Source organism: Paracoccus denitrificans, from assembly GCF_900100045.1.
Lineage (GTDB): Bacteria > Pseudomonadota > Alphaproteobacteria > Rhodobacterales > Rhodobacteraceae > Paracoccus > Paracoccus denitrificans.
Map to the genome: position 1 here is coordinate 1 of NZ_FNEA01000011.1, position 20,838 is coordinate 20,838.

The window sequence follows — 20,838 nt, forward strand, 5'->3', positions numbered from 1 at the left end:
CCGTGACCTTGCCGACCAGCCGGATCTCGTCCGAGCCCTCGCCGCCGTTATAGACGTCATGGCCGAAATTGGTGCCGCCGATATAGAAGTAGTCGTTGCCGCTGCCGCCGTTCAGCGTGTCGTTGCCGGACCCGCCGATCAGCGTATCGTTGCCCGCACCGCCGTTCAGCACGTCGTTGCCAGCACCGCCATCGACATTGTCGTTGCCGGCATAGCCGGTGAAGGTATCGTTGCCGTCGAACATGTAGATGCGGCTATAGCCCGACACATAGGTCATGCCGCTGATGTCGAACACGTCGTTGCCGCCGGTGCCCTCGACGCCGTAGCCATAGAAGTTCAGCGTCTCGGTGCTGATCACGTTGGCACTGGTCAGCGACAGGTTCGAGACCTTCAGGGTGCCGTTCAGCCGGATCTGATCCGCCCCGTCCCCGCCATCATAGATATCGTGGCCGATATCCGTGCCGCCGATCAGGAAGGTGTCGTCGCCCGATCCGCCATGCATCGTGTCATTGCCGCTGCCGCCGGTGATCGTGTCGTTTCCGCCCAGCCCGTTGATCAAATCCGCATTGGCGGTGCCCAGCAGGGTTTCTGAATTGTCCGTTCCGGTAATCGTCGCCATGAACCGTCTCTCGCGTAAATTGATAGAGATATGTGCGCCGAATAGCGCCGATCCCGCGGCCGATGTCAAAAGAAATTGGCGCGCCCGGCCCGTCTGGGCCATACCCCGCCGCCCGGCCCGGAGAATCGCGCCGGATCAGGCCCGGAACCGGGGTTTTCGAGGCGCGGAAGGATGCCTCGACGACTTTTGTGATCGCAGCGCCGAAGGCTGTGATCACAAAAGCGGGAAACCATGCGATTTTATGCAACTGCCCAAGCATAGTGCTTTGGGGGCGGCGCGGAGTGTGGCACAAGCCCCGCCAACCGACAACTGCGGGGAAGAACCATGAACATCCATGAATACCAGGCCAAGGCGCTGCTGCGCCAATACGGCGCGCCGGTCTCCGACGGGCGGGTGGTGATGAAGGCGGACGAAGCCAAGGCGGCGGCGGGGGAACTCGACGGGCCGCTCTGGGTCGTCAAGGCGCAGATCCATGCCGGCGGCCGTGGCAAGGGTCACTTCAAGGAAAAGGAAGCCGGTGAAAAGGGCGGCGTCCGCCTGGCAAAATCGGTCGAAGAGGCCGAGGAACTGGCCCGCCAGATGCTGGGCCGCACCCTGGTCACCCACCAGACGGGCGAGACCGGCAAGCAGGTCAACCGCATCTATATCGAGGACGGCTCGGACATCGAGCGCGAGCTTTACCTGGCGCTGCTGGTCGACCGCGGCACCTCGCGCGTCAGCTTCGTCGCCTCGACCGAAGGCGGCATGGACATCGAGGAAGTCGCCGCCTCGACCCCGGAAAAGATCGTCAGCTTCAGCGTCGATCCGGCCTCGGGGCTTTCGGATTTCCACGGCCGCCGCGTGGCCTTCGCCCTGGGTCTTTCGGGCGCGCAGGTCAAGCAATGCGTGGCGCTGGTCAAGAACCTGTATCGCATGTTCATCGAAAAGGACATGGAGATGCTGGAGATCAACCCGCTGATCGTGATGAAGGACGGCAACCTCAAGGCGCTGGACGCGAAGATGGGCTTCGACAACAACGCCCTGTATCGCCAGCCCGACATCCTGGCGCTGCGTGACGAGACCGAGGAAGATCCGAAGGAACTGGCGGCGTCCAAGTTCGACCTGAACTACATCGCGCTGGACGGCGAGATCGGTTGCATGGTGAACGGCGCCGGCCTGGCCATGGCCACCATGGACATCATCAAGCTGTTCGGGGCGGAACCCGCGAACTTCCTTGACGTGGGCGGCGGCGCCACCAAGGAAAAGGTGACCGAGGCGTTCAAGATCATCACCTCGGACCCGAACGTGAAGGGTATCCTGGTCAACATCTTCGGCGGCATCATGCGCTGCGACATCATCGCGGAAGGCATCATCGCCGCCGTGAAGGAAGTCGGGCTGCAAGTCCCGCTGGTCGTGCGTCTTGAGGGCACCAACGTCGAGCTGGGCAAGCAGATCATCGGCGAGTCCGGCCTGAACGTGATCGCGGCCGACGACCTGTCGGATGCGGCGCAGAAGATCGTGAAAGCGGTGAAAGGATAAGAAGATGGCCGTTCTCGTCAACAAAGACACCAAAGTCATCTGCCAGGGGATCACCGGGTCTCAGGGCACCTTCCACACCGAACAGGCGATCGCTTACGGCACGCAGATGGTCGGCGGCGTGACGCCCGGCAAGGGCGGCACCGAGCATCTGGGCCTGCCCGTGTTCAACAGCGTCCACGAGGCCGTGGCGAAAACCGGCGCCAATGCGACCGCGATCTATGTCCCGCCGCCCTTCGCGGCCGATTCGATCCTGGAAGCCATCGACGCCGAAATCCCGCTGATCGTCGCCATCACCGAGGGTATCCCGGTCCTCGACATGATGAAGGTCAAGCGCGCGCTGGAAGGCAGCAAGTCGCTGCTGATCGGCCCGAACTGCCCCGGCATCATGACGCCCGACGAATGCAAGATCGGCATCATGCCGGGCAGCATCTTCAAGCGCGGCTCGGTCGGCGTCGTCTCGCGCTCGGGCACCCTGACCTATGAGGCGGTCAAGCAGACCTCGGACGTGGGCCTTGGCCAGTCCTCGGCCGTCGGCATCGGCGGCGACCCGATCAAGGGCATGGAGCATATCGACGTGCTGCGCATGTTCCTGGACGACCCCGAGACCGAATCGATCATCATGATCGGCGAGATCGGCGGTTCGGCCGAGGAAGAGGCCGCCGAGTTCCTGGCCGAGCAGAAGCGCAAGGGCAAGTGGAAGCCGACCGCCGGCTTCATCGCCGGGCGCACTGCGCCGAAGGGCCGCCGCATGGGCCATGCCGGCGCCATCGTCTCGGGCGGCAAGGGTGACGCGGAATCGAAGATCGAGGCCATGAAATCGGCCGGGATCGTCGTCGCCGACAGCCCCGCGGGCTTGGGCGAGGCCGTGCTGAAGGCTCTGGGCCGGTAACTTTGCCGCAAGGCTTTTGACTTGGGCGCGGCCCCTGCCTACCTTACTTGGGGCCGCGCCAGACCTTACCAGCAGGTGCCAGATTGGACCGCCGTCGTCGCCAGATCGTCGCCAGAACCGCCGGGGCAGCGCCTTGCCCGGCTCGCGGCCCTGCCCTGCCAAGGCGAGGTGCGGCATGACCATGCAGCCCCCGCCGCCCGTGCAATGTCCCGCCGCGCCCATGGCGGCACAGGACCGGGCGCCCTGCATCCCGACCCATAACCGCGGCAGGCCGCTTGGCGGTCGCGCGCGCATCGCGCCGGCCTCGGCCGAGCGGCCGGCCTTGCCCGGCATCGCCCGTTTTCTCCGCCGCCATTCCGGGCGGCAGGGCCGCGACCCGGGCCACCATGCGCCGCACTGTCGGCCGATGGTGCCTGCCGAACCACCCAAGGACATCGCCCAAGGCCGTCGGGATTTGCCGCAATCGCGCGGCGCCCAGATGGCCGGGCGCACCCTGCCCGCCCTGCCGCGCCAGTCGCGCGCGGGGCTGTCGGCATGGTATCAGGACATTCAGACCAGGCTCATGACCGGGCGCGTCCCCGGCGTGGCCAGAACGATACGACCGCCCCAGATCAAGGCGCGAACGGACAAGGATTCCCCGGAGGCAAGCCAATGAACGATCAATCCCCCAACTCGGCCTTCCACGATTCAAGCTTCCTGCAAGGCCATAACGCGGCCTATGTCGAGCAGCTTTATGGCCAATGGGCCCAGAACCCCGCGGCGGTCGATCAGGCGTGGGACGCCTTCTTCCGCAGCCTGGGCGATGACGAGGCCGTGGTCACCCGCGAGGCCAAGGGCGCAAGCTGGCATCGTGCCGACTGGCCGCCGGTGCCCGCGGACGACACCACCGCGGCGCTGACCGGCGAATGGCCGATGCTGCCCAAGACCGAGGCCAAGGCTGCACTGGACAAGATCGCCGCCAAGGCCGGCGAAAAGGGCGTGAACCTGACGGACGATCAGCTCAAGCGCGCCGTGCTGGACAGCGTCCGCGCCATCATGCTGATCCGCGCCTTCCGCATCCGCGGCCACCTGCATGCCGACCTGGACCCGCTGGGCATGCGCGAGATCCCCGACCACGGCGAGCTGGACCCCAAGACCTATGGCTTCTCCGAGGCCGATCTGGACCGGCCGATCTTCATCGACAACGTGCTTGGCCTGCAGATCGCCACGATCCGCCAGATCGTGGACCTGATGAGCCGCACCTATTGCGGCACCTTCGCGCTGCAATTCATGCATATCTCGAACCCCGAGGAAGCCGCCTGGCTCAAGGAGCGGATCGAGGGCTACGGCAAGGAGATCGCCTTTACCCGCGAGGGGCGCCGCGCCATCCTGAACAAGCTGGTCGAGGCCGAGGGCTTCGAAAAGTTCCTGCATGTCAAATACATGGGCACCAAGCGCTTCGGCCTTGACGGCGGCGAGGCGCTGATCCCGGCGATGGAGCAGATCATCAAGCGCGGCGGCGCGCTTGGCGTCAAGGACGTGGTGATCGGCATGCCGCATCGCGGCCGCCTCTCGGTCTTGGCCAACGTCATGGGCAAGCCCTATCGCGCCATCTTCCACGAATTCCAGGGCGGCAGCTACAAGCCCGACGACGTGGACGGGTCGGGCGACGTGAAATACCACCTCGGCGCCTCGTCGGACCGCACCTTCGACGACAATACCGTGCACCTGTCCCTGACTGCGAACCCCTCGCACCTCGAGGCCGTGAACCCGGTGGTGCTGGGCAAGGTCCGCGCCAAGCAGGACCAGCTTTCCGACCACACCCACCGCACGGCAGTGCTGCCGATCCTGCTGCATGGCGACGCGGCCTTTGCCGGCCAGGGGATCGTGGCGGAATGCTTCCAGCTTTCCGGCATCAAGGGTCACCGCACCGGCGGCTGCATCCATATCGTGGTGAACAACCAGATCGGCTTTACCACCGCGCCGCATTTCAGCCGCACCTCGCCCTATCCGACCGACATCGCGCTGATGGTCGAGGCGCCGATCTTCCACGTCAACGGCGACGACCCCGAGGCGGTGGTGCACGCCGCCCGCGTCGCGACCGAGTTCCGGCAAAAGTTCCACAAGGACGTGGTCATCGACATCTTCTGCTATCGCCGCTTCGGTCACAACGAAGGCGACGAGCCGATGTTCACCAACCCGGCGATGTACAAGGCGATCAAGGGCCACAAGACCACGCTGCAACGCTATACCGAGCGGCTGGTCGCCGACGGGCTGGTCCCCGAGGGCGAGATCGAGGAGATGAAGGCCGCCTTCCAGTCGCACCTGAACGAAGAGTTCGAGGTCGGCAAAAACTTCAAGCCGAACAAGGCCGACTGGCTGGACGGCAAGTGGTCGGGGATCGAGGCCGAGCATGCCGAGGAAAACCTGGGCCAGACCGGCATCGCGCCCGAGACCATGGCCGAGATCGGCAGCGCGCTGACCCGGGTGCCCGAAGGCTTCGACCTGCACAGGACCGTGGGCCGGCTGCTGGAATCCAAGAAGCAGATGTTCGAGACCGGCAAGGGCTTCGACTGGGCGACGGGCGAGGCGCTGGCCTTCGGCTCGCTGCTGGTCGAGGGTCATCCGGTGCGGCTGGCCGGCCAGGATTCGACCCGCGGCACCTTCTCGCAGCGCCATTCCGCCTTTGTCGATCAGGCCACCGAGGAACGCTGCTACCCGCTGAACCACATCCGCGGCGGGCAGGCGCGCTACGAAGTCATCGACTCGATGCTGTCGGAATATGCGGTTCTGGGCTTCGAATACGGCTATTCGCTGGCCGAGCCGAACAGCCTGGTCATGTGGGAAGCCCAGTTCGGCGATTTCGCCAACGGCGCCCAGATCATGTTCGACCAGTTCATCACCTCGGGCGAAAAGAAATGGCTGCGCATGTCCGGCCTCGTCATGCTGATGCCGCACGGTTACGAGGGCCAGGGCCCGGAGCACAGCTCGGCCCGGCTGGAACGCTGGCTACAGATGTGCGCCGAGGACAACTGGATCGTGGCGAACTGCACCACGCCGGCGAACTATTTCCACATCCTGCGCCGGCAGCTCAAGCGACCCTTCCGCAAGCCGCTGGTGCTGATGACGCCGAAATCGCTGCTGCGCCACCCGCTGGCCGTGTCCACGGCGGACGAGTTCCTGACCGGCTCGACCTTCAACCGGGTGCTGGTGGACGATGCCGACCGCGGCAAGTCCGAGTTCAAGCTGGCCCCGGACGACAAGATCCGCCGCGTGGTGATCTGCTCGGGCAAGGTCTATTACGACCTCGCGCAGGCCCGCGACGCGGCCGGCGCCGAGGATGTCTATATCCTGCGGCTGGAGCAATTCTATCCCTTCCCGGCCCAGACCATGTCCAAGGAGCTGGAACGCTTCAAGGACGCCGAGATCGTCTGGTGCCAGGAGGAACCCAAGAATCAGGGCGGCTGGACCTTCGTCGAGCCCAATATCGAATGGGTTCTGTCGCGCATCGGCGCCAAGCATGGCCGGCCGCGCTATGTCGGACGCCATGCGGCGGCCTCGCCGGCCACCGGGCTTGCCTCGCGCCACAAGGCCGAGCAAGAGGCCCTGGTCCACGAAGCGATCACCATCGGGGCCTGACATGGCAGTGGAACTACGCGTCCCCACGCTTGGGGAATCGGTATCCGAGGCGACGGTGGCCACCTGGTTCAAGAAGCCGGGCGACCGCGTCGCCGTGGATGAAATGCTGTGCGAGCTGGAAACCGACAAGGTGACGGTCGAGGTGCCCTCGCCCGTCGCCGGCAAGCTGGCCGAGATCGTCGCGCCCGAAGGCGCGGTGGTCGCACCCAACGCGCTGCTCGCACAGATCATGGAACAGGGCGATGCCGGCCCGGAAGAAATGTTGCCCAAGGCTGATGCGGGCACGAAGGCTCAGGAAGGACAGAGGAATATGAGCGGAAAATCCGTCGATGTGATGGTGCCCACCCTGGGCGAAAGCGTGACCGAAGCCACGGTGGCGACCTGGTTCAAGAAGGTCGGCGACAGCGTCGCGCAGGACGAGATGCTGTGCGAACTGGAGACCGACAAGGTCTCGGTCGAGGTTCCCGCCCCCGCCGCGGGCGTGCTGGCCGAGATCCTCGCCCCCGAGGGCGCAACGGTCGATGCCAGCGCCAAGCTGGCCATCATCACCGAGGGTGCAGCCGGTGTCGCCAAGGCCGAGGCCCCTGCGGCCGCCGTGCAATCGCCCGGCGCCGGCCCGGAAACGCCCGCGCCGCGCAAGGATGTCGAGGACGCGCCCTCGGCCAAGAAGGCCATGGCCGAGGCCGGCGTCAGCCGCGACGCGGTCACCGGCACCGGCCGCGACGGCCGGGTGATGAAAGAGGACGTGGCCCGCGCGGCATCCGCGCCGCAGGCCGCCTCGCCCGCCCCTGCTCCGGCCCAGGCCCCGCGCGCGCCGAGTTCCGCCGACGACGCCGCCCGCGAGGAACGCGTCAAGATGACCCGCCTGCGCGCCACCATCGCCCGCCGGCTCAAGGACGCGCAGAACACCGCCGCGATGCTGACCACCTATAACGAGGTGGACATGAAGGGCATCATGGACCTGCGCAACACCTACAAGGACCAGTTCGAGAAGAAGCACAAGGTCAAGCTGGGCTTCATGTCCTTCTTCGTGAAGGCCTGCTGCCACGCCCTGAAGGAAGTGCCCGAGGTCAATGCCGAGATCGACGGCGGCGACGTGGTCTACAAGAACTTCGTCCACATGGGCGTGGCGGTCGGTACGCCGAACGGCCTGGTGGTGCCCGTCGTGCGCGACGCCGACCAGAAGAGCTTCGCCCGGATCGAGAAGGAAATCGCCGAACTGGGCACCCGCGCCCGCGACGGCAAGCTGACCATGGCGGAAATGCAGGGCGGCACCTTCACCATCTCGAACGGCGGCGTCTACGGCTCGCTGATGTCCTCGCCGATCCTGAACCCGCCGCAATCGGGCATCCTGGGCATGCACAAGATCCAGGACCGCCCGGTCGTCGTGGACGGCCAGATCGTCATCCGGCCGATGATGTATCTGGCGCTGAGCTACGACCACCGCATCGTGGACGGCAAGGGCGCCGTCACCTTCCTGGTGCGCGTCAAGGAGGCGCTGGAGGATCCGCGCCGCCTGCTGATGGATCTCTGATCCCTGCCTTCCGGGGGCGGCAGGCCCGCCCCCGGATCGCAAGGCGCCGCGCAACTCTTTCCGGCCCGTTTCCGTTGACCCGCACGGGACCGCCTTGCCGCTCATCCCGACGGGAAGCCGGGCCGAAACAGAGGAGTCTCCCATGACGCAGATGATCGCCCATTACAGCATTGCCGACTATGCCCGCTTCCGCACCGCCTTCGACGCTGATGCCGAGGATCGCGGCAATAACGGCCTGTCGCTTCTGCAATTGTGGCGCGAGAACGACCAGAGCGCCTGGGCGCTGTTCCAGGTCGGGGACGCCGCTGTCGCGAGGGCCTATCTGGAGGGCGCGGCGGGCGTCTTCAACAGCCAGGCCGGCGTCTCGGCCACCGCCTTCCACTTCGTCGAGACCGCCTGATGGCCGCCGAGACGACCGCACTGGCGTTGGCCGCCCTGCTGCAAGCCGTGCAGATCGGCCTCGCCGCCGCCTTGATGAACCGCGACGTCGGCGCAAACTGGAACGCAAGCCCGCGCGATCGCCAGCCGGAATTCTCGGCCCTGACCGGCCGGCTGCGCCGCGCCGTGGATAACCATTTCGAGGGGCTGATCCTGTTCACCATCGCCGTCGTGCTGGTGGTGCTTTCGGATGCCGGCTCGCCCCTGACCGTGCTTTGCTCCTGGAGCTATCTGCTGGCGCGGCTGCTCTACGTTCCCGCCTATGCCTATGGCTGGTCGCCCTGGCGCTCGGTCATCTGGGGGGTAGGCTTCATCGCCACGCTGGTGATGATCCTGACCACGTTATTCACCTGAATCGAACGGGCGGCACCGGAACGGGCGCCGCGAACTGCAAGGAGACCTGAATGTCCACCTATGACCTGATCGTGATCGGCGCCGGTCCCGGCGGCTATGTCTGTGCGATCCGCGCCGCCCAGCTGGGCCTGAAGGTCGCCTGCGTCGAGGGACGCGAAACACTGGGCGGAACCTGCCTGAACGTCGGCTGCATCCCCTCCAAGGCGCTGCTGCATGCCAGCCACATGCTGCACGAAACCCACGAGAACTTTGAAAAGATGGGCCTGATGGGCGCCAAGCCCAAGGTCGATTGGGGCAAGATGCAGGGCTACAAGGCCGAGACGGTCGGCGGCAACACCAAGGGCATCGAGTTCCTGTTCAAGAAGAACAAGATCGACTGGCTCAAGGGCTGGGCCAGCATCGAGGCGCCCGGCAAGGTCAAGGTCGGCGACACCACCCATGAGACGAAGAACATCGTCATCGCCACCGGCTCGGAGCCGGCCAGCCTGAAGGGGGTCGAGGTCGACAACGACGCCGGCATCGTCGTCGATTCGACCGGCGCGCTGTCCCTGCCGAAGATCCCCAAGTCGATGGTGGTGATCGGCGCCGGGGTGATCGGGCTGGAGCTGGGCTCGGCCTATGCCCGGCTCGGCGCCGAGGTGACGGTGGTCGAGTTCCTCGACGCCATCACCCCCGGCATGGACGGCGAGGTGCAAAAGCAGTTCCAGCGGATCCTGGCGAAACAGGGGCTGAAATTCGTCCTCGGCGCCGCCGTGTCCGGGGTCGAGGTCGAAAAGGGCAAGGCCGAGGTCAAGTACAAGCTGCGCAAGGACGACAGCGAGCATGAGATCAAGGCCGAATGCGTGCTGGTCGCGACCGGCCGCCGCCCCTATGTCGCGGGGCTGGGGCTCGACAAGGTCGGCGTCGCGCTGACCGACCGCGGCTTCGTCCAGATCGACGATCATTGGCAGACCAGCGTCAAGGGCATCTATGCCATCGGCGACGCGGTGCCCGGCCCGATGCTGGCCCACAAGGCCGAGGACGAGGGCATGGCGGTCGCCGAGGTCATCGCCGGCAAGCATGGCCATGTGAACTACGACGTCATTCCCGGCGTGATCTACACCACACCCGAGGTCGCCTCGGTCGGCCTGACCGAAGAGGCCGCAAAGGAAAGCGGCCGCAAGATCAAGGTCGGCAAATTCCCCTTCATGGGCAATGCCCGCGCCAAGGCGCTGTTCCAGGCCGAAGGCTTCGTCAAGATGATCGCCGATGCCGAGACCGACCGGGTCCTGGGCTGCCACATCATCGGCCCGAACGCCGGCGAGATGATCCACGAGGTCTGCGTGGCGATGGAATTCGGTGCCTCGGCCCAGGACATCGCGCTGACCTGCCATGCGCATCCGACCTGCTCGGAGGCGGTGCGCGAGGCGGCGCTGGCCTGCGGCGACGGCGCGATTCACGCCTGATCGGCGGATCGCCACCGAAACCGCCGCCGCGCTGCGGCGAAAATCCGCCGATGGGCCGCCCTGAACCGGGCGGCCCATTCTTTTGAATTCCCCGACTCTGGCGGCTGTGGCTAATCCTTCGGTCAATGAAAAGCCAAGGGGCAGTCATGAAATCCATTATCGCATTGTTGGCGCTGGGCGGCGTGCTGGCTGTTGGCGCCTGCGGCGACAATCGGGTCGATCCCGACCGCCGCTATCTGGTCGAACCCCGCGCCTCGGCCGCCCAGGTCGCCGCGCTGCATCCGAACGAGACGCCGGAACTGCGGCGGCTCATCAACAAATACGCCGCGGAATACGAGGTGCCGGTCGATCTGGTGCATCGCGTCATCATCCGCGAATCGACCCATCGCCCCGGGGCCCGCAACGGCCCCTATTACGGGCTGATGCAGATCCTGCCCGCCACCGCGCGCGGCATGGGCTATCGCGGCTCGCCCGCCGGGCTGCTGGATGCCGAGACGAACCTGAAATACGGCGTCAAATACCTGCGCGGCGCCTATATGGTCGCCGACGGCAACAAGGATGCCGCGGTAAAGTGGTATGCCCGCGGCTATTACTACGAGGCCAAGCGCAAGGGCCTGCTGGAAGCAACCGGCCTGCGCTGAGGCGAGGGACAGCGGATCGCGGGGGCGGCCTTCGGGCCGCCCTTTGCATTACAGCTTGCGATTGTAGCGGATAAAGGGCGACTTCTGCCCCACGCGGTCGTAAAGCATGCGGCCCGGATAGTTGTCCTCGGCCGTCAGCCAATAGACGGCGGGAGAGCCGGCACGATCCGCCTCGGCATAGACGGCCTCGATCAGGGCGCGGGCGATGCCCCGGCCGCGGGCCTCGGGGGCGGTAAACAGGTCCTGCAGATAGCAGACCCCTTCGTCGCGCCACAGGTTCGGGTGAAAGACGTAATGCGTCAGCCCAACCAGCCGCCCGTCCGCCTCGGCCACCAGCCCGTGAAAGTCGCGCGGATCGCGCGCCATCAGCCGGGAAAAGGCACGGTCGTAAAAGGACGGCGGCCGGTCGTCGAAGCCGTAGAATGCCTGATAGGCCTCGTAAAGCCGCTGCCAGCCCTTGCGGTCCTCGGGGCGCAGAGCGCGGATCATCGCTGCCGCCCTCAGCGTTGACGGCGGGCCATGAAGGCCAGCCGCTCGAACAGCGCCACGTCCTGTTCGTTCTTCAAGAGCGCGCCGTGCAGTTTCGGCAGCATCTCCCCGGCCGGACGCTTCAGGTCCTCGGGCGACAGATCCTCGGCCAGGATCAGCTTGAGCCAGTCCAGAAGTTCGCTGGTCGAAGGCTTTTTCTTCAGCCCCTGCACCTCGCGCAGTTCCAGGAACTGGCTCAGCGCCTCGTCGAGGATGCGATGCTTCAGGCCGGGATAATGCACCTCGACGATGCGCTTCAACGTCTCGGCATCGGGAAAGCGGATATAGTGGAAAAAGCAGCGGCGCAGAAAGGCGTCCGGCAGTTCCTTTTCGTTGTTCGAGGTGATGATGACCACGGGCCGGTGCCGCGCCTGAACCATCTCTCCGGTCTCGTAGACATGGAACTCCATGCGGTCGAGTTCCTGCAGCAGGTCGTTGGGGAATTCGATATCGGCCTTGTCGATCTCGTCGATCAGCAACACGACCTTGCCCGGCGCCTCGAAAGCCTGCCACAGCTTGCCCTTGCGGATGTAGTTCGCAATATCGTGAACCCGCGCCTCGCCCAGCTGGCTGTCGCGCAGCCGCGACACGGCGTCGTATTCGTAAAGCCCCTGCTGCGCGCGGGTGGTCGATTTCACGTTCCATTCGACGATGGGCAGGTCCAGGCTGGCGGCCACCTGCCGCGCCAGTTCGGTCTTGCCCGTGCCCGGCTCGCCCTTGACCAGCAAGGGCCGTTCCAGCGTGATCGCCGCGTTCACGGCCATGGCCAGATCGGGGGGCGCCACATAGGTTTCGGTCGAGGAAAACTGCATTCGCCTGTCCTTTGCGCAATCTGCGCGACCCTAGCCAGCACCCGCCGCCTTCGCAAGCCGCGGGGCACAACCTGTCGGAATGGCCTAGTGACAATTGGTCTGCCATACTTTATGGGGGCCGCAAGGATCGGGCATCCAGTCGCCCGGCTCCCGGAGGAACGATGAAAGCCCAGACCTTTCTGCCCGAAGATTATCGCCCCGCCGAAGACGAACCTTTCATGAACGAGCGGCAACTCGAATATTTCCGCCGCAAACTGATCGCATGGAAGCAGGAACTTCTGGACCAATCCGCCGAGACACTGGAAGGCTTGCAGGACAGCGCCCGCAACGTGCCCGATCTGGCCGACCGCGCCTCCGAGGAAACGGACCGCTCGCTGGAGCTGCGCACCCGCGACCGCCAGCGCAAGCTGGTCAGCAAGATCGACGCAGCGCTGCGGCGGATCGAAACCGGCGAATACGGCTATTGCGAAATGACGGGCGAGCCGATCAGCCTAAAGCGGCTGGACGCGCGCCCCATCGCCACCATGACGCTGGAAGCGCAGGAACGCCACGAGCGGCGCGAGCGCGTGCATCGCGACGACTGAACGCCGGCCCCTGCGGGGGCCGCTTTCGCAGGTAAGGCGCCATGTCCGGCCTGAAGCAGCATCCCGTCACCATCATCGGCGCAGGCGTGGCCGGCCTGACCGCCGCCTGCGCATTGGCGCAGCGCGGGGCGCAAGTCACGGTGCTGGAGCGCGCGGGCGCCCTGCGCGAGGTCGGCGCGGGCTTGCAGATTTCCCCCAATGCGGTGCGGGTGCTGGCGGCGCTGGGGCTGGAATCGCGGTTCCAGGCAATCTCGGTCCCCTCGGAGCGGGTCGAGCTTTGCGATTCCGTCGGTCGGCTTGTCGCGCGGCTGGACTTGGCACGCCACCGCCCACGCGACCCGTTCCGCCTTGTTCACCGCGCCCGGCTGGTCGCGCTGCTGGAGGAAGCGGCGCGTGAAGCCGGCGCCCGCATCGAGCTGGGCCATGAGGTCGCGGACCCGCCCGATGTGCCGCTGCTGATCGGCGCGGATGGCGTGAAAAGCCGTTTGCGCCCGCAGCTGAACGGCGCCGAGACACCCTTCTTCACCGGCCAGACCGCCTGGCGCGCCCTGATCCCGGCCGATCCCGATGCCGCGCCCATGGTGCAGGTCTTCATGGGGCCGGGACGGCACCTGGTCAGCTATCCGCTGGGCCACGGCCAGCGCAACATCGTCGCCGTCGTCGAGCGCCCCGACTGGCACGAAGAGGGCTGGTCCATCCCCGGCGACCCCACCGAGCTGCGCGCTGCCTTCGCCCGTTTCGGCGGTCCCGTGCCGGGCTGGCTGGAACAGGTTCGGGAGGTCGGCATCTGGGGCCTGCACCGCCACCCGGTCGCCGCGCATTGGCAGGACGGCAGGCGGGCGCTGATCGGCGATGCCGCGCATCCCACCCTGCCCTTCATGGCGCAAGGCGCGGTCATGGCGATCGAGGATGCCTGGGTGCTGGCCGCATGCCTTGACGCCGGTCCCGACCAGCAGGCGGCGCTGGCCCGCTTCCAGGCGCTGCGCCAGCCGCGTTGCCAGCGCATCGTCGAGGCGGCCAACGCCAATGCCCGCAACTATCACCTGCGCGGCCCGACCCGCGCCGTCGCCCATGCCGGGCTGCGCGCGGTTTCTCGCCTTGCTCCCGCCCGGCTGATCGAGCGTTTCGCCTGGCTCTACGATTACGAGCCGACGGCGGTTTAGGAAAACCGCCGCCGGCTTTCTGGTTGCCCAAAGACGTATGCCGAGGCCGCCACCAAGGGCAGCGCGGCAGCCAAGGCGCCCTTCAGGCCGCCTTTTCGACCGCCGCGACGATATCCTCCACGACCTCGCGCAGCACGGTTTCGTCCTCTGCCTCGGCCATGACCCGGATCAGGGGTTCGGTGCCGGACTTGCGGATCAGCACCCGGCCAGAGCCGTTCAGCCGCGCCTCGGCCCGCGCGATCTCGGCCTGCACGCTGTCCTTGGACAACGGATCGGCTCCGACGGCATAGCGCACGTTCTTCAGAAGCTGCGGCACCGGCTCGAACTGCGCCACCAGTTCCGAGGCGCGCTGGCCGCTGTCCGACAGCGCCGCCAGGAATTGCAGGCTGGCGATCAGCCCGTCGCCGGTGGTGGCGTAATCGGTCATCACGATATGACCCGACTGCTCGCCGCCCAGGTTGAAGCCCGCGCCGCGCATCCGCTCGACCACATAGCGATCGCCGACGGCGGTTCGTTCCAGCCGCAGCCCGCGGCCTTGCAGGAACCGTTCCAGGCCCAGATTCGACATCACCGTCGCCACCAGCGCGCCCCCGCGCAGCCGGCCCTGCGCCGCCCAGCGAGCGGCCAACAACGCCATGATCTGGTCGCCATCCGCCACCTGGCCCTTTTCGTCCACGATCATCACCCGGTCGGCATCGCCGTCCAGGCTGATGCCCATGTCGGCGCCATGCTCCAGCACCGCGCGGGCGCAGGCCTCGGGATGGGTCGAGCCCAGCCCGTCATTGATGTTGTGCCCGTTCGGGGAAACGCCCAGCGGGATCACTTCGGCGCCCAGTTCCCACAGCACGTCCGGGGCGGCGCGATAGGCGGCGCCGTTGGCGCAATCCACAACCACCTTCAGCCCCTCCAGCCGCTGGCCCGACGGGAAGGTGGTCTTGGCATATTCGACATAGCGCCCGCGCCCGTCGTCGATGCGCTTGGCGCGGCCGATGTTCTGCGGCTGGGCCGGGATGATCTCACCCGCCACGATGGCCTCGATCCGGGCCTCGGCCTCGTCGGACAGCTTGAACCCGTCCGGGCCGAAGAACTTGATGCCGTTGTCATGTGCCGGATTGTGGCTGGCCGAGATCATGATGCCCACATCCGCCCGCATCGAGCGGGTCAGATAGCCCACCGCCGGCGTCGGCACCGGCCCCAGCAGCAGCACGTTCATGCCGGTGCTGGTCAGCCCGGCGGTCAGCGCGTTCTCCAGCATATAGCCCGACAGGCGGGTGTCCTTGCCGATGACGACGCGGTGGTGATCCTCGCCGCTCCGGCGGAAATAGCGGCCGGCGGCCGCGCCCAGGCGCAGCGCCATCTCGGCCGTCATCGGATGGGTATTGGCGCGTCCACGGACGCCATCGGTGCCGAATAGTTTCCTGCTCATTTTGCCCCGCTCATCTTGTCTCTGCGGTTACGGCCCGCCAAAGAGCGAGGCCCTGCCGTGTTTCTGCCGCGTCATGGACGCGGTGGATCTGTATCCCCTGCGCGATCCCGGCCAGCGTCAGCGCCAGCGTTCCCGCCACCCGGTCGGCCGGGCGCTCTGCCCCGCCGATGCTGCCGATGAACCGCTTGCGCGAAACCCCCAGCAGCACGGTGCAACCCAACCCATGGTAGAGCGAGATGCGCCGCAGGATGGCCAGATTATGCGCCTGCGTCTTGCCGAAACCAATGCCGGGATCGATCACGATCCTGTCGCGGGGGATGCCCGCCGCCTCGGCCCGCGCGATACGCTCGGCCAGGGCGTCGTAGACGTCCAGCAGCACATCGCCATAGGTCGGGTTGTCCTGCATGGTTTCGGGAATGCCCTGGGCGTGCATCAGGCAGACCGGCACGCCGGCCGCCGCCACCAGCCCGGCCATGTCCGGGTCGAAGTCGAAGCCCGAAACATCGTTGACCAACCCCGCCCCGGCCACGATGGCGGCCCGCGCCACCCCTGCCTTGCGGGTATCGATCGAGACCGCCGCCAGCCCCCGCGCCGCGGCAATGGCGGGGGCCACGCGGGCGATTTCCTCGGCCACCGGCACTTCGCGGGCACCCGGCCTGGTTGATTCGCCGCCGATATCCAGGATCTCGGCCCCCTGCCCGGCCAGCAGCCGCGCCTGCTCGGCCCCGTCATAGCTTCCGCCGTCCGAGAAACTGTCGGGCGTGGCGTTGACGATCCCCATGATGCGGGGGCGATCCATGGAAAGGCCCAGAAGCGGCGCGCGAGGCGCGATCAGCGCCGCCAGCACCGCCTCGGGGACGCTGTCCACCACGCGGGGCACCTCGCCGCGGCGCAAAAGCTCGAATTGCGAAAAGCGCACCCAACCGCCGGCCAATTGCCAGCGACCCGTCTCACAGGGAATGGGGCGAAAATAATCGGTCATGCTGCGCGTCTGTAAGCCGGCGGGCGGGCGATTCAAGCACGAAGTCAAAGATGCCCGGTCGGGACGCGGAAACCCGCCGGCAGCACCGGCTCCGGCGCACCCTCCGGCAGGGCCCAGTCGAGCCGGATCGCCCCCAGCCGCTCGGCCAGCCACAGCGCCAGCGCATGCGGCTCGGCCGGCAGGCCGGCCACGTCGCGCACCATGCGGGCCGGAGCCCAAACCACGGCGCGGCCCTCGCTTGCCGCCCAGTCAAGCTCGGTGCGACTGTCGGCCACGGTCAGGCCGAGATGGCCGGCCAAGGCCCAGGCGGCCTGGTCCAGCGCCAGCAATTCGATTTCGCGCGCGTTGCCGCCCTGCGGCAAAGGCAGGCCGGGCGCGTCGGGGACCAGCGCCACCGCGCCCTCGGGCAGCACCAGTTCGCGGCCGTGAAAGATCACCCGGATCGGCGCCTGGACCTGATCGGCCTTGACCCGGGGCTGGCGGCGCACCAGCGTCACCCCCAGCGCCCCGGGGATGCGGTCCAGCTTTTCGACCGTGACCGACACCTGCGCCGCACGCGGATGCGCCAGGATCTGCGCGGCGATCTTTTCGGCCAGCGTCTCCAGCAGGTCATAGCGGCGATCCGCCAGCCCCGCCGCCACCGCGCCGGTCAAGATGTCATAGGAAAGGATCCGGTCCACCTCGTCGTTTACGCCGACGACATGGGTGGCCAGCTCGACCTCGATGTCGAAGCGCAGCCGCTGCGGGTGACCCCGCTCGGTCTGGAACGCGCCGATCTCGGCCGAAAGGACATAATCGCGCAGGTGGATACGGTCAGGCTGGTCCATGCCGCTCGTGTTTTCAGGAAAACGGCCCCGCCGCAAGGGACAGGGCCGCGCATCGGGCAGCAGATTTGCGTCGCCGCCTCAGTTCGAGGCCAGCCGGCGATCCGAACGATAGAAGATGTGGCTGCCGATGCGGGTCGTGCGCTCGAACCGCTTGGACCACGAGGGCCGGACCGCGCGGGTATGGAAATAGGTCGCGCCGTTCGTCAGCGTGCGCGGGGCGCCGGCCAGGGCGGCCATGGCGACCTTCTGCACCCGGGCATAGGTACCTTTTTCGCGGATGCGGGCGCCCTTGTTATAGGTGAACTGGCCACGCTGGTTCACCACGCCGCAGACGGTCTTTGGGAAACGCGGATGATCGACGCGGTTCAGGATCACCTCGGCGACGGCCTGCTGGCCCTGCACGCCTTCGCCGCGGGCCTCGAAATACAGCGCCTCGGACAGGCATTGCAGATCGGTAGGGTTGATCTGGACGGTCGCCTGGCGGGCGGCGCGTCCCTTCTTGGTTTCATATGCAACCTGGTGCTGCCCGTCGGCCATGGCCGGAACTGCTGCGACAGGCGAAAGAGCGACAGCCACACACACGGAAACGCGCGTCAGCCATGACTTGCTAATCGACATGTTGGTCCTGTTTTCGGTCCGGGCCCGGCCCGGTCTGGTTCGTCGGAAGGGCCGCCCCGAGGTCACCTCACGGGCGGCGGTCTGGCGTTAGAGGCCCGAAACAGGACGGGACGGGCCAGCCCACATGGGCGTGAGTGGCGAGATTCACCTGAAATCAAGGGATTCTGGCGGAAACTCGCCGATGACAAATTGGATAACGGGCAAGTTCCGGCCAAAACCGGCGAGTCCTAGGACTCAACCTCGACGCTCGATTCGGCCTCTTCCCGGCCCATGAGAATCGATTCCTGCGCCGCGGCCAGACGCGCCACCGGCACCCGGAAGGGCGAGCAGGAGACATAGTTCACCCCCGTCCGCAGACAGAAGGCGATGGATTCCGGGTTGCCGCCATGTTCGCCGCAGACTGCGATGGTGATGTCGGGCTTGTGGTCGCGGGCGCGCTCGGTGCCGATGGCGACAAGCTCGCCCACCCCATCGAAGTCGAGGATGTGGAACGGGTCCTCGGAATAGACGCCCTGGCTGACATAGGTGCCCATGAAGCGGCCGGCATCGTCGCGCGACAGCCCATAGGTCATCTGCGTCAAGTCGTTGGTGCCAAAGGACAGAAAGGCCGAATGCTCGGCGATGTCGCCGGCACGCAGCGCGGCGCGCGGGGTCTCGACCATGACGCCCAGGCGATAGGTGAAATCCTTGCGCGTCTCGTTGCGGACGGCGGCGGCCACGGCGTCGATGCGGGTCTTGACCAGCTCGACCTCGCGCCGGGCGCTGACCAGCGGGATCATGATCTCGGGCACCACCGGATCGCCGTTGCGGCTGGCCTCGATGGTGGCCTCGAAGATGGCGCGGGCCTGCATGTCGTAGATCTCGGGGACGGTGATCCCCAGCCGCACGCCGCGCATGCCCAGCATCGGGTTGAATTCCGACAGCGCCTCGACCCGGCGGGTCACGTCCGACAGCGGCAGGTCCAGCGATTCGGCCAGTTCCCTCATCCCCTCGCGGTCATGGGGCAGGAATTCGTGCAGGGGCGGGTCGAACAGGCGGATGGTGACCGGCAGCCCGGCCATGATCTCGAACAGTGCCGCGAAATCGCTGCGCTGCATGGGCAAGAGGCGCTCCAGCGACAGGCTGCGATCCTCGGGCTTGCCGGCAAAGATCATCTCGCGCATGGCGGGCAGGCGCTCGTCGTCGAAGAACATGTGCTCGGTGCGGCACAGGCCGATGCCCTGCGCGTTGAACATGCGGGCGGTGCGGGCGTCCTCGGGCGTGTCGGCATTGGCGCGGATCTTGATGCGGCAATGCGCATCGGCCCATTCCAGAAGCTGGGTGAATCCGTCGTCCAGCGCCGGCTCCAGCATCTCGGCGGCGCCGGCCAGCACCTCGCCCGAGGTGCCGTCGATGGTGATCTCCTCTCCCTCGTGGAACAGCCGGCCGCCGACCAGCATGGTGCGGGCGCGCGGGTCGATCGAGATGCCGCTGGCGCCCACGATGCAGGGCAGGCCGATGCCGCGGGCGATCACCGCGGCATGGCTGGTCATGCCGCCGCGCTCTGTCAGCACCGCGACGGCGGCATGCATGCCGCGGATGTCCTCGGGCACGGTTTCGCGGCGCACCAGCACGCAGCGTTCGCCCCGCGCCTCGGCAGCCTGGGCCGCGGCGGCGGTAAAGACGATGCGCCCGGTGGCGGCGCCGGGGCTGGCATTGATGCCGCGGGCGATCACGTCGCGGGGCGCGCGCGGGTCGACCTGATGATGCAGCAGGTCCGACAGCGCCCGCGGCTCGACCCGCATCACCGCCTCTTCCGGCGGGATGATGCCGTCGCGGGCCAGCGCCACCGCGATGCGGACGCTGGCGCGCGAGTTGCGGCTGACCCGCACCGCGTCGATGATCGACAGCCGGCTGTCCGAGACGACGAATTCGATCTGCATCTCCTCGCGCAGCCGTTCGCGGGCAGCAACGCCGAAGCGGACCAGATCGGCAAAGACCTCGGGCGCGGCTTCCTCGAGCGAGGGGCCGCGCGGGTCGCGGGTCAGGTAGAGCGTCTCGGCCCCCTCGCCCTTGGAGCGGCCCTGGGTCTGGCCGCGAAAGCGGCCGGTGATGCGCGGTGCGCCGGTCACGCTGTCGATGAACTGGATGGTGCCCGAGCCGGTGACGCCCGGCCCGATCGCCAGCGCCATGTCCTGCACCACCAGCCCCAGCGGCGCAAGCGGCGGCGCCCCCTTGGCCTGGCGCAAGAGCCGCGCGGTCGGCCCGTCCCAGGCCCGCGCCATGCTTCGCAGCACCTCGGCCAGCTGGCGCGCCGGATCCTGGGGAAATTCCTCGTCGGTCTCGTCCTCATAGGCCCGCAGCGCGGCCTCGAGCCCGCCCTCGCTATCCGAGAACATGTCCGGATCAAGCCGCGCGACATGGATCGCATAGGATTGCACGAAGCCCAGGTAGATCGCATCCGCCGCCGCCTTGCCGCGGGTCTGGACCAGCCGGGCGTGGCAGGCATGGTTGATGCCGACGTTCAGCACCGTGCCCGGCCCGCCCCAGGCCGGGTTCATCGCCGAGGGCCGCACGCTGACCAGCCCGTCGGCGCGTTCGACCATCGCGGCCAGGCGCGCGCGGTCGGGCATCTGGCCGGCGGCGATGGCGCGCACCGCCTCGGCCGACAGCGCAAAGCTGGTCGGGACCGGCAGTTCCATGCGGACCAGGCGCTGCAGGCATTTCGCGCGCCAGCCGTGGCGTGCGGTCTGGATCCCCGCCGAGGGGGTGATTTCGACGATGGCACCTGGATCTGTCAGCGCGGTCATGATGCCGTCACATTAGGCATGGCAGGCGCATTGCTGCAAGTGCGAAGAGCGGG

At 67.1% G+C, this 20,838-nt stretch carries 19 protein-coding genes; 11 read left to right on the forward strand and 8 right to left on the reverse strand.

Translation table 11 applies throughout. The annotated features are described in order from the left end of the window. Window positions 1-619 (reverse strand): calcium-binding protein (locus tag BLT64_RS27620; RefSeq protein ID WP_217633913.1); only part of this gene is annotated, 619 nt, incomplete at its 3' end. Window positions 620-943: 324 nt separating this feature from the next. Between BLT64_RS27620 and sucC the strand changes: the two genes are divergently transcribed. The 9 genes from sucC to BLT64_RS11050 all read left to right on the forward strand — a co-directional run bounded on the left by sucC (window position 944) and on the right by BLT64_RS11050 (window position 11,056). Then, entirely contained in the window at window positions 944-2,137 is a 1,194-nt protein-coding gene (gene sucC / locus BLT64_RS11010; RefSeq protein WP_011746904.1) for an ADP-forming succinate--CoA ligase subunit beta, read from the forward strand. A gap of 4 nt (window positions 2,138-2,141) precedes the next feature. Then, the gene (gene sucD, locus BLT64_RS11015; RefSeq protein ID WP_011746903.1) at window positions 2,142-3,026 is read left to right on the forward strand and encodes a succinate--CoA ligase subunit alpha; all 885 of its coding nucleotides are present in this window, start codon (window positions 2,142-2,144) and stop codon (window positions 3,024-3,026) included. Between the two features lie 175 nt (window positions 3,027-3,201). Next, window positions 3,202-3,681, forward strand: coding sequence for a hypothetical protein (locus BLT64_RS11020; RefSeq protein WP_041529760.1), 480 nt, complete (start codon window positions 3,202-3,204; stop codon window positions 3,679-3,681). Continuing rightward, complete coding sequence (locus BLT64_RS11025; RefSeq protein WP_011746900.1) at window positions 3,678-6,644, forward strand: 2-oxoglutarate dehydrogenase E1 component; 2,967 nt, start codon at window positions 3,678-3,680, stop codon at window positions 6,642-6,644. The genes BLT64_RS11020 and BLT64_RS11025 overlap by 4 nt, the downstream gene beginning before the upstream one ends. Before the next feature lies 1 nt (window position 6,645). Continuing rightward, window positions 6,646-8,178 carry a 2-oxoglutarate dehydrogenase complex dihydrolipoyllysine-residue succinyltransferase gene (gene odhB / locus BLT64_RS11030; protein WP_011746899.1) on the forward strand — a complete coding sequence of 511 codons (1,533 nt, stop codon included), beginning with the start codon at window positions 6,646-6,648 and terminating at the stop codon, window positions 8,176-8,178. Between the two features lie 142 nt (window positions 8,179-8,320). Next, a complete protein-coding gene (locus BLT64_RS11035) occupies window positions 8,321-8,578 on the forward strand; it encodes a hypothetical protein (RefSeq protein WP_011746898.1) in 258 nt (85 codons plus the stop codon). Beyond that, the gene (locus BLT64_RS11040) at window positions 8,578-8,970 is read left to right on the forward strand and encodes an MAPEG family protein (RefSeq protein ID WP_011746897.1); all 393 of its coding nucleotides are present in this window, start codon (window positions 8,578-8,580) and stop codon (window positions 8,968-8,970) included. The genes BLT64_RS11035 and BLT64_RS11040 overlap by 1 nt, the downstream gene beginning before the upstream one ends. Window positions 8,971-9,020: 50 nt before the next feature. Next, on the forward strand, window positions 9,021-10,415 hold the full coding sequence (gene lpdA / locus BLT64_RS11045; RefSeq protein WP_011746896.1) for a dihydrolipoyl dehydrogenase: 1,395 nt from the start codon (window positions 9,021-9,023) through the stop codon (window positions 10,413-10,415). Window positions 10,416-10,561: 146 nt separating this feature from the next. Continuing rightward, window positions 10,562-11,056, forward strand: a complete 495-nt coding sequence (locus BLT64_RS11050; RefSeq protein ID WP_011746895.1) for a lytic transglycosylase domain-containing protein — start codon at window positions 10,562-10,564, stop codon at window positions 11,054-11,056. A 48-nt stretch (window positions 11,057-11,104) separates the two neighbouring features. Here BLT64_RS11050 and BLT64_RS11055 read toward each other — a convergent pair whose 3' ends face one another. Both BLT64_RS11055 and BLT64_RS11060 read right to left on the reverse strand, forming a co-directional pair. Further along, window positions 11,105-11,545, reverse strand: a complete 441-nt coding sequence (locus tag BLT64_RS11055) for a GNAT family N-acetyltransferase (RefSeq protein WP_011746894.1) — start codon at window positions 11,543-11,545, stop codon at window positions 11,105-11,107. A gap of 11 nt (window positions 11,546-11,556) precedes the next feature. Then, on the reverse strand, window positions 11,557-12,396 hold the full coding sequence (locus BLT64_RS11060) for an AAA family ATPase (RefSeq protein WP_011746893.1): 840 nt from the start codon (window positions 12,394-12,396) through the stop codon (window positions 11,557-11,559). A 161-nt stretch (window positions 12,397-12,557) separates the two neighbouring features. On the opposite strand from BLT64_RS11060, the gene dksA reads away from it, so the two are divergent. Both dksA and BLT64_RS11070 read left to right on the forward strand, forming a co-directional pair. Next, a complete protein-coding gene (dksA, locus tag BLT64_RS11065) occupies window positions 12,558-12,980 on the forward strand; it encodes an RNA polymerase-binding protein DksA (protein ID WP_011746892.1) in 423 nt (140 codons plus the stop codon). A gap of 41 nt (window positions 12,981-13,021) precedes the next feature. Further along, the gene (locus BLT64_RS11070) at window positions 13,022-14,143 is read left to right on the forward strand and encodes an FAD-dependent oxidoreductase (protein ID WP_011746891.1); all 1,122 of its coding nucleotides are present in this window, start codon (window positions 13,022-13,024) and stop codon (window positions 14,141-14,143) included. An 82-nt stretch (window positions 14,144-14,225) separates the two neighbouring features. On the opposite strand, the gene glmM is transcribed toward BLT64_RS11070, so the two are convergent. The 5 genes from glmM to BLT64_RS11095 form a co-directional block, all read right to left on the reverse strand. Further along, entirely contained in the window at window positions 14,226-15,569 is a 1,344-nt protein-coding gene (gene glmM, locus BLT64_RS11075; RefSeq protein WP_011746890.1) for a phosphoglucosamine mutase, read from the reverse strand. Window positions 15,570-15,579: 10 nt separating this feature from the next. Then, complete coding sequence (gene folP / locus BLT64_RS11080; RefSeq protein ID WP_011746889.1) at window positions 15,580-16,551, reverse strand: dihydropteroate synthase; 972 nt, start codon at window positions 16,549-16,551, stop codon at window positions 15,580-15,582. Between the two features lie 44 nt (window positions 16,552-16,595). Next, window positions 16,596-17,378: a dihydroneopterin aldolase gene (locus tag BLT64_RS11085; protein WP_049792293.1), complete on the reverse strand. Its 783-nt coding sequence runs from the start codon at window positions 17,376-17,378 to the stop codon at window positions 16,596-16,598. A gap of 78 nt (window positions 17,379-17,456) precedes the next feature. Further along, complete coding sequence (locus BLT64_RS11090) at window positions 17,457-17,915, reverse strand: cell wall hydrolase (protein ID WP_307724466.1); 459 nt, start codon at window positions 17,913-17,915, stop codon at window positions 17,457-17,459. 308 nt (window positions 17,916-18,223) lie between these two features. After that, a complete protein-coding gene (locus BLT64_RS11095; protein ID WP_011746886.1) occupies window positions 18,224-20,785 on the reverse strand; it encodes a putative PEP-binding protein in 2,562 nt (853 codons plus the stop codon). Window positions 20,786-20,838: the final 53 nt, after the last annotated feature.

Excerpts from the sequence above, each read along its gene's own strand:
- BLT64_RS11055 (WP_011746894.1), bottom strand. The coding sequence starts at position 11,545 with ATGATCCGCGCTCTGCGCCCCGAGGACCGCAAGGGCTGGCAGCGGCTT.
- BLT64_RS11025 (WP_011746900.1), top strand. The coding sequence starts at position 3,678 with ATGAACGATCAATCCCCCAACTCGGCCTTCCACGATTCAAGCTTCCTG.
- BLT64_RS11050 (WP_011746895.1), top strand. The coding sequence starts at position 10,562 with ATGAAATCCATTATCGCATTGTTGGCGCTGGGCGGCGTGCTGGCTGTT.
- BLT64_RS11020 (WP_041529760.1), top strand. The coding sequence starts at position 3,202 with ATGACCATGCAGCCCCCGCCGCCCGTGCAATGTCCCGCCGCGCCCATG.
- BLT64_RS11090 (WP_307724466.1), bottom strand. The coding sequence starts at position 17,915 with ATGGCCGACGGGCAGCACCAGGTTGCATATGAAACCAAGAAGGGACGC.
- dksA (WP_011746892.1), top strand. The coding sequence starts at position 12,558 with ATGAAAGCCCAGACCTTTCTGCCCGAAGATTATCGCCCCGCCGAAGAC.
- BLT64_RS11085 (WP_049792293.1), bottom strand. The coding sequence starts at position 17,378 with ATGGACCAGCCTGACCGTATCCACCTGCGCGATTATGTCCTTTCGGCC.
- BLT64_RS11035 (WP_011746898.1), top strand. The coding sequence starts at position 8,321 with ATGACGCAGATGATCGCCCATTACAGCATTGCCGACTATGCCCGCTTC.
- BLT64_RS11060 (WP_011746893.1), bottom strand. The coding sequence starts at position 12,396 with ATGCAGTTTTCCTCGACCGAAACCTATGTGGCGCCCCCCGATCTGGCC.
- BLT64_RS11095 (WP_011746886.1), bottom strand. The coding sequence starts at position 20,785 with ATGACCGCGCTGACAGATCCAGGTGCCATCGTCGAAATCACCCCCTCG.
- lpdA (WP_011746896.1), top strand. The coding sequence starts at position 9,021 with ATGTCCACCTATGACCTGATCGTGATCGGCGCCGGTCCCGGCGGCTAT.
- BLT64_RS11070 (WP_011746891.1), top strand. The coding sequence starts at position 13,022 with ATGTCCGGCCTGAAGCAGCATCCCGTCACCATCATCGGCGCAGGCGTG.
- folP (WP_011746889.1), bottom strand. The coding sequence starts at position 16,551 with ATGACCGATTATTTTCGCCCCATTCCCTGTGAGACGGGTCGCTGGCAA.
- BLT64_RS11040 (WP_011746897.1), top strand. The coding sequence starts at position 8,578 with ATGGCCGCCGAGACGACCGCACTGGCGTTGGCCGCCCTGCTGCAAGCC.
- glmM (WP_011746890.1), bottom strand. The coding sequence starts at position 15,569 with ATGAGCAGGAAACTATTCGGCACCGATGGCGTCCGTGGACGCGCCAAT.
- sucD (WP_011746903.1), top strand. The coding sequence starts at position 2,142 with ATGGCCGTTCTCGTCAACAAAGACACCAAAGTCATCTGCCAGGGGATC.
- sucC (WP_011746904.1), top strand. The coding sequence starts at position 944 with ATGAACATCCATGAATACCAGGCCAAGGCGCTGCTGCGCCAATACGGC.
- odhB (WP_011746899.1), top strand. The coding sequence starts at position 6,646 with ATGGCAGTGGAACTACGCGTCCCCACGCTTGGGGAATCGGTATCCGAG.